Here is a 2,469-nt window from a genome sequence, read left to right on the forward strand (position 1 = left end):
AGTCGTAAAGGTTGGTCCGGTAGCTAAAGCAGTACCACTTGTGGCCGAAGCATACCATTTTAAAGTGGTTCCGCCATTGGCTGTAGCTGATAATGTTGCTGTGCTTCCAGAGCAGATGTTTCTGCCGGTTGCCGCTACGGTAGGGTTTGGATAGATCACCTCAGCCCCATAGATGTCCAGGCTGCTTAGTGCAGCAACCAGCGCTCCAAAGCTCACTTCTACACGGTCATAAACACCGCCTGCAGGCAGGGTAGCTTTGAACCTGTTGCCTGTAAGGAGTTGCAGATTGAGCAGGGTAGAGTTCAGCGGATAGGTTTTAACTAAAGTAGATCCGTTGTATACTTTCACGGTAATTCCGCCCAGTACACTCAGGTCTGCCAGTCCAACCGGCGTAGCCAGGTCCAGACGAATACTGTCTGTACTTGCACCGGTGTTAGCGAAGATTAAACGCTGGTAACCTGTAGCACCTACACCAACAGCAAGGTTGATGCGGGTAAAGTTGTTAACGTCTGCATCGGTAGAATTTCCAGGATCAGAGATGCCGCACAGCAGGCAGATTCCATCGATGCCACTTTGCTGTTTGGTTGCAGCATTACAGTTCGGGTTGACCGGACCAGAAGTCACGGTCACAGTTACCGGTACCCTGGTTGCACTTACACATCCGGCTGGACTTTGAGTTTCCACATAATAGGTTGTGGTTGCCGCCAGGACAGGTGTAGTGAAGCTTGTACCGGTTGCAATAGCTGTACCACCAGTTGCTGCAGAGTACCAGTTAATGGTATTGCCTGCATCGGCAGTAGCCTGTAAGGTTGCAGTTTGTCCCGGACTGATGGTTTCACTGTTGGTTGATACCGAAGCCAGGGCAGGCGCAGGGTTGATGGTTACATTAACCGCTGTACGTGTGCTCACTGCAGTTCCTGAAACGGCTTCTACATAATAAGTGGTATTGGTTGTTAATGCAGGTGTAGTGAAGGATGTTCCTGTAAATACCGGGGTACTTCCAGTTGCCGCGTACCAGTTGTAGGTAACACCGGCCTGGATGTTGGATACAGTTAGTGTAGCAGTGCTGGCGTTGCAGGTACTTGCAGCGGCAACAGCAGGAGGAGCAACATTAACTTTAAGTGCGTAATCCGTACTTGTTGATAAACCGTTAGTATCAGTTACGGTCATTTTAATGGTAAAGGTACCACCGATAGTTGGTGTACCCGAGATGATCCTGGTGGCCGGGTCAAAAGTAAGTCCTGCCGGTAAGCCTGTTGCTGCATAAGTATATGGCGCAGTACCTGTACCGGTTACTGCTGGTAAAGGCAGAGAAGTATAAGGCTTTCCTACCAGTCCATCAGCTAAAGTCGCATTTGGTAAAGAAAGTACGCCATTCACTTTCAGGGCATAGGTTTGGGTTACGGTTGCATTAGCCGCATCGGTAACTTTAACAGAGATATTGAATGAACCGGACTGTGTCGGTGTGCCGGAAATCTGGCGAGTTGCCGGATCAAAGCTTAGTCCCGGAGGCAGGTTGCTGGCCAGGTAAGTATAAGGGCCTGTTCCACCGGTTGCCGAAGGCAGGGTCTCTGTTGCATATGGAGTTCCGGTTGTACCGTCGGCAAGAACTTTTGCTGGCAGTACTAATGGATTGGTTACCTTAATGGTGTAGTTTGTGGTAATGGTGTTTCCATCGGCATCGGTTACTTTTACCGGAATGGTATAGGTACCTGCTAAAGTCGGTGTACCAGTGATCTGGTGAGTTGCCGGATCAAAGTTCAGTCCCGGAGGCAATCCAGTTGCGGCATAGGTATAAGGTCCGTTACCGCCGGTAGCCTGAGGAATGGTTTGAGTAGGGTAAGGAGTACCAACTGTACCATCAGCGAGCGTTGCAGTTGGTAATACCAGTGGGTCTCTAACGATAATGGTATAATCTGTAGATACTGTATTTCCGTTGGCATCAGTAGCGGTTACCGGAATGGTATAAGTACCTTTTTGAGTTGGTGTGCCGGAGATCTGGCGAGTTGCCGGATCAAAGGTGAGTCCCGGAGGCAGGTTAGTTGCGGTATAGGTATAAGGAGTTGTACCTCCTGTTGCCGCGGGAAGAGTTTGTACCGGATACAGTGCCCCTACAATACCGTTAGGTAAAGTAGCAGTCGGTAAGGCCATCGCCGCAGTTACCCTTAAAGTATAAGCTGCAGTCGCAGTACATCCTTTGCTGTCTGTCGCCATCACCGAGAAGGTAAAATTACCAGCAGCAGTTGGGGTACCTCCGATCGCACCATTGGTACCCAGAGATAAACCAGCAGGCAGAGGGGTGGAAGGATCTGCTGTATAGGTAAATGCCGGTGTTCCTCCAGTAGCTGGATTGATCTGTTTTGAATAAGTAGAAGCGACGGTTGCATTGCTTAAAGTTGTTGTCGCAAAAACAATGGCCGGGTTAACAGTTACAGTAACCGGTACACGTTGTGCATTGGCACAGGTACC

Annotated in this window: 1 protein-coding gene; it reads right to left on the reverse strand. The window is 49.7% G+C overall.

The window, feature by feature from the left end; all coding sequences use genetic code 11:
- On the reverse strand, window positions 1–2,469 hold a 2,469-nt coding region (locus tag DBR11_RS19220; RefSeq protein ID WP_199233890.1), incomplete at both ends, for a putative Ig domain-containing protein.

It is taken from the genome of Pedobacter sp. HMWF019, from assembly GCF_003061025.1.
Lineage (GTDB): Bacteria > Bacteroidota > Bacteroidia > Sphingobacteriales > Sphingobacteriaceae > Pedobacter.